Consider the following 5474-nt stretch of genomic DNA (forward strand, 5'->3'; position numbering starts at 1 on the left):
GTGCTCACGTCGGTTAGCACCGCGGCGACCCACGCCTGGAGCTCCGCCGGGTCGTCCGCGCCGGGGTCGGGGGCGTACCGCTCGCGCTCCAGGGCGCCGGCCAGGGCGACGAGCGCCCGGTCGGCCTCCGGGCCGAGCGGTCGGCCGCGGCGCGCCACGACCTGCGAGCGCACCGTGGCGACCGCCTGCCGGGGCGTGCGGGAGTCCGACCACGTGATGCCGGCGCGTCGGAGGCGGTCGCGGAGCCGGCGCCAGGCGACCTCGGGGGCGAGCCTGGCCACGGGGCGCCGGCGGCGGCGGACGGCCAGCGCGGCGGCGAGGCCCGCGGCGACGACCAGCAGCGCGACCACCGCGATCAGCGGACCGCGGGTGCGCGGGTCGGCGACGACGCCCGGCAGGCCGCCCTGGTCCTGGGGCGCCGCGGTGGTGGGCGCGGCGCTCGGGTTGCTGGTGACCTGCGGGGTGCTCCCGGACGGCGCGGTGGTCGGGGCCGCGGCGCTGAACGGGTTGCTCCAGGACGGCGGCGGGCCGGTCTGCACGGCGGGGGTGGGCTCGAACCGGACCCAGCCGGTGCCGGGGAAGTACAGCTCCGGCCAGGCGTGCGCGTCGGCGCCGGTGACGCGGTAGGTGCGGTCGGTGCCGAGCTCGCCGGGCAGGAACCCGACGCCGAGGCGGGCGGGGATGCCGAGGGTCCGGGCGAGGACCGTCATCGACGTGGCGAACTGGACGCAGTACCCGCGGCGGCTCTGCAGGAAGTCCCAGACGGCGTCGTCGCCGTCACCCGGCTCGATGGAGGTGTCGTACCGGAACTGGGTGCCGTCGCGGAAGTACGTCTGGAGGGCGAGCGCCTGGTCGTAGGTGGTCGTGGCGTCGGCGGTGAGCTCGGCGGCGAGAGCGCGCAGGTCGTCGGCGTGCTCCGTCTCGGGCACCTCGAGGTAGTTCTGCACGTCCTCCGGGACGTCGCCGGCGGCGGCGCGCAGCACGTCGGGGCTGAGGTCGGGGACCTCGACCTCCATCTGGTAGCCGCTGCCGGCCTCGGTGCGGCTCCGGCTGACGACCTCGTCGCGCGCGGCGTCGTAGGTCCACGGGCCCTCGATGGCCACGGTCCGCGGGAAGGTGCTGACGGGCAGCCGCTGCTCGCGCAGGGCGCCGATGCGGACCTGGACGTCGGTGAGGGTGCCGCGGGAGGCGTCCGGGGTGGCGCCGACGAGCGACGGGTCGGAGGCGAGCAGACCGGCGGGGTCCCACTCGGCGAGGTCCTCGGCGGGCTCGCGCTGCCAGGACCGGCCGTCGAAGTCGCGGAGCGTGAACGAGCGCAGCGGGCCGACGAGGGCGGCGGTGGCGGCGGGGCCGTCGGCCTCGTCGTCGACGCGCTCGACGGTGTAGCTGAGCACGACCTGCGACGACTGGTCCCGCAGGCTCTCCCGCAGGTCGAGGTCGTCGGCGAGCCGCACGGGCCCGACGGCGCCGGTGCCGACGTCGGGCAGGTCCACCCAGGACCACGCGGGCACCGCCGACACGGCTGGGCCGGCGGCGAGGGTCACCGCGACGAGCCCCGCGGCGCCGACGAGGACGACGCCGGCGCGCCGCCCGGAGCGGTCGCGGGACACGGGGGGCTGGGCGAGCGCGAGCAGGAGCAGGTAGCAGAACGCGGTCGCGGCGAGCGCCCAGGTGCTGCCGGGGAACCCGAGCACGACGGCGGGCGTCCACATGGCGACGTAGGCGATGCCGGTCAGCGCGGGCATGCCGCAGCCGACGGCGAGCAGGTCGGCAGCCAGGAACACCAGGACCGCCGCGGACACCAGGATGAGCTCGACGGGCGGCCAGACGGCCATCGGCACGACGGACGTCTCGATGAGCTGGGCCGCCTGCTGCACGAGCTGGCCCGTGTGCGCCAGGGTGCCGGGGCCGACCAGCAGCGGGTTGCCGCCGGGCGGGGTGGCGTAGAACGCCAGCAGCGCGTAGCCGGAGACGAGGAGGCCGACGACGGAGGGCAGCCAGGTCGACCGGGTGAGGCTGCGGGTGCCGCCGACGACGAGCGCGGCGCCCGCGACGGCGAGCACGGCGTGCACCACCCACGCGCCGCCGGCGAGCAGCCCGGACAGCGCGCCGAGCGCGGTGCAGGTCGCCAGCGCGGTGAGGGCGGTGGCGGCGGGGGAGCGCCAGCCGCGGCGCAGGGCCGCGCCGCCGCTCACGCCGCGCCGCCCGTCAGCCGCCACCAGGTGGCCTCGAGGTCGGCGCCGGGCTCGGCCTGCACGACCCGCCACCCCGCGCGGCGCAGCTGCCGGGCCGTCGCGGTGGCGTTCTCGTCGTCGGCCGACCCGCGGACCAGGGCCCAGCCGGGCCGGGTCTGGCTGACGCCGGCGAGCGCGGCACGGCCCGCGGGACCCTGGGGGCCGAGGACCGCGATGACGAGCCCGGACCCGCCGTCCGCGTCGTCCAGCCCTCGGATCTCGGCCAGCAGCGCGGCCTCGGCGGCCGCGGCGTCCGGCTGCCCGGTCAGGTCGACGGTGGCGTCCAGCAGCTGCTGCCGGCCGGGGGCCTCGAGCCGTGCCGCGTGGGGGTCGTCGGTGGCGGTGCCGGTGAGCAGGTGGGTGGGGTGGCCCGCGCCGTGGGTCGCGAGCGCGACGGACGCGGCCAGGGAGATGCACCACTCCAGCGCGTCGCCGGGCGCGGGCTGGTCGAGCAGCACGGTGACGGGTCGCATGCCGGCGCGCTCGTCGGACCGGACGACCAGCTCGCCGCGGCGGGCGCTGCTGGGCCAGTGCACGCGGCGCAGGTCGTCGCCGACCCGGTAGTCGCGGAGCGCGGCGTCGTCGGGGGCGGGGGACCGGGCGCCGACGACGGACCGCTCGGGCTCGGCGACCAGCAGCTCGCGGGGGACCGGGAGGTCCACGACCGACGGCCACACGGTGACGGTCTCGCGCGCGCCGAGGGTGGCGCGGACCCGGGCGACGCCGAACGGGTCGGTGCGCGTGACGACCAGCGGCCCGAGCGCCCACCGGCCGCGGCGGGTGGCCTGCACCGGGTAGCGCAGCCGGACGGCGCGCGGTTCGCGGGCGACGGTCGCGCGCAGCGGCCGGCCGCCGGACAGCTCGACGGCGGCCTGCTCGCGGAGCTGCAGGTCGGTCAGCCGGGCCCGGGACGCGCCGCGGGCGAGGCCGACCTCCACCTGGACGTCCGCGGTGCGGCCGACGTGCACCGGGTCGGGCTGCACCGTCCGCCGGGTGCGCAGGCCCTGCCCGCGGCCGGGGTCGACGACGCCGACCGCGAGCATCCCGAGCACGACGAGCAGCACCGGCAGCGTCCCGATGGTCAGCAGGTCGGTCGACCCGAACGCGGTGCCCGTGGCGCCCACGGCCAGGCCGAGGACCAGGAGGCCCACGCCGCGTCGGGTCGGGCGCAGGCGCATCAGCCCGCCGCGGTCCGGTCGCGCACCGCGGTCCGGGCCGGCGCGGGGACGGCCACCCGGGCGACGAGGTCGCCGATGACGTCCTGGCCGCTGCGGCCGGAGAGCCGCGACTCGGCGCTGAGGATCACGCGGTGCGCCAGCACGGGCTCGGCCAGCTGCTGCACGTCGTCGGGGAGCACGTGGTCCCGCCCGTCGACGGCCGCGAGGCCCTTGGCGGCCCGGAGCAGCTGGATCGCCGCGCGCGGGGACGCCCCGAGGCGCAGGGCCGGGTCGTCGCGGGTGCCCGAGACGAGGTCGACCACGTACTGCTTCACCGCGGCGGACGCGTACAGGTGGCGCGTGGCGTCGATCAGCCGGGTGACCTGGGCGGCGTCGGTGACCGGTGCGACGTGGGCCAGCGGGTCCGAGGTCTCCTGGGTGTCGAGCATCGCGAGCTCGGCCTCGACGCTCGGGTAGCCGACGGTGAGCCGGGCCATGAACCGGTCGCGCTGGGCCTCCGGCAGCGGGTAGGTGCCCTCCATCTCCACGGGGTTCTGCGTGGCGACCACGAGGAACGGCCGGGGCAGGGGGTAGGAGGTGCCGTCGACGGTGACCTGCGCCTCCTGCATGGACTCCAGGAGCGCGGACTGGGTCTTCGGCGAGGCGCGGTTGATCTCGTCGCCGATGACGATGTTCGAGAACACCGGACCGGGCCGGAACTCGAACTCCTGGGTGGCGGCGCGGTAGATCGTGACGCCGGTCAGGTCGCTCGGCAGCAGGTCGGGCGTGAACTGCACCCGGCCCACGGTGCAGTCGATGGTGCGGGCGAGGGCCTTGGCCAGCGTCGTCTTCCCGACGCCGGGCACGTCCTCGAGCAGCAGGTGCCCCTCGGCGAGCAGCACGGCCACGGCGGTGCGGACCAGCTCGGGACGGCCGGTGACGACGCGGGCGATGCTCGCGCGCATCCGGTCCGTCACGGTGATGAGCTCGTCCATCTCGGACGCGCCGGGCACTGCTACGGGCATGGGGACCCCCTCGGTCGACTGGGGGCAGCCTAAGCGGCGCCGACGGCCCGCGGGAGGTGAACGTGCACCTCGGCTCCCCACTTCCCCCCACCTGCGCCACCCCTGCCTCCTCCACTCCGCTCCCCGGGCGCGACGCCGGGGGAGGGGTGCGGTGGGGGAAATCGCGCCTGACCTGGGCAGACGTGCCGGTGGCCCGCGTGCCGCGGCGCCGGCGCGCACCCGGCCGACCGCCCAGTACGCCTCGCCGGCCGCCGCAGACCCTCCACCTCGCTCCACCCGCGCTGACCTGCGGCGACGCGGGAACTTCACCCGGACGCCGCCGATTCGCCCCATGCGGGTGGAGTGAAGTGGAGTACCGTGGAGCCATCGGGTGCCGAGGGGTACCCGTGCGCGCAGTCCGGGGAGGTGGACGACGTGGGGTTCGAGCAGGCGCTGGCCGGGCTCGGCTCTTCCGTGCCCTTCCTCGGGACGCACACCCCGAAGCTGGACGAGAAGGGGCGGCTGATCCTCCCGGCCAAGTTCCGCCCCCAGCTCGCCCAGGGCCTGGTCATGACCCGGGGCCAGGACCGCTGCCTGTTCCTGCTGCCGCTCGACGAGTTCGCGCGGATGCACGACAAGCTGCGCCAGGCCCCCGTGACCAGCAAGCAGGCCCGCGACTACCTCCGCGTGTTCCTGTCCGGCGCCTCCGACGAGACGCCGGACAAGCAGGGGCGCATCTCGATCCCGCCGATGCTGCGGTCCTACGCGGGGCTCGACCGGGACGTCGCCGTGATCGGCGCCGGCACCCGGGTCGAGGTCTGGGACCTGCAGGCGTGGGAGACGTACCTGGCGGAGCAGGAGGCCGGGTACGCCGAGACGGCGGAGGAGGTCTTCCCCGGCGCCTTCTGAGCAGCACCGCGCACCACCCGCACCACCGAGCACCACCCGTACCTCCCGGAACCACCGCCCGGCGAGACCTCCCCCCGGCAGCTCTGACGCACTTCCCCGGCGTCAGAGGGCCGGTGGGGGATCTGGTCGGACGGCGGAGGGGCCGCCCGACCACCCCCGTGCCCCAGCAC

General features: G+C 77.0%; 4 protein-coding genes. 1 reads left to right on the forward strand and 3 read right to left on the reverse strand.

The window, feature by feature from the left end:
* The 3 genes from G6556_RS16685 to G6556_RS16695 form a co-directional block, all read right to left on the reverse strand.
* Positions 1-2219 (reverse strand): DUF3488 and transglutaminase-like domain-containing protein (locus tag G6556_RS16685; protein WP_166943949.1); only part of this gene is annotated, 2219 nt, incomplete at its 3' end.
* Positions 2192-3385: a DUF58 domain-containing protein gene (locus G6556_RS16690; protein ID WP_346774958.1), complete on the reverse strand. Its 1194-nt coding sequence runs from the start codon at positions 3383-3385 to the stop codon at positions 2192-2194. The genes G6556_RS16685 and G6556_RS16690, both read right to left, overlap by 28 nt.
* Positions 3386-3411: 26 nt before the next feature.
* Positions 3412-4416: a MoxR family ATPase gene (locus G6556_RS16695; RefSeq protein ID WP_166943953.1), complete on the reverse strand. Its 1005-nt coding sequence runs from the start codon at positions 4414-4416 to the stop codon at positions 3412-3414.
* Between the two features lie 453 nt (positions 4417-4869).
* Between G6556_RS16695 and mraZ the strand changes: the two genes are divergently transcribed.
* A complete protein-coding gene (gene mraZ / locus G6556_RS16700; protein WP_147796856.1) occupies positions 4870-5304 on the forward strand; it encodes a division/cell wall cluster transcriptional repressor MraZ in 435 nt (144 codons plus the stop codon).
* The last annotated feature ends 170 nt before the right edge of the window (positions 5305-5474 follow it).

Origin of the sequence: Cellulomonas sp. IC4_254 (assembly GCF_011603975.1) — a bacterium.
GTDB lineage: Bacteria > Actinomycetota > Actinomycetes > Actinomycetales > Cellulomonadaceae > Cellulomonas.

Bases quoted from the DNA above. Each gene is read 5' to 3' on its own strand.
- G6556_RS16695 (WP_166943953.1), bottom strand. From the start codon at position 4,416: ATGCCCGTAGCAGTGCCCGGCGCGTCCGAGATGGACGAGCTCATCACC.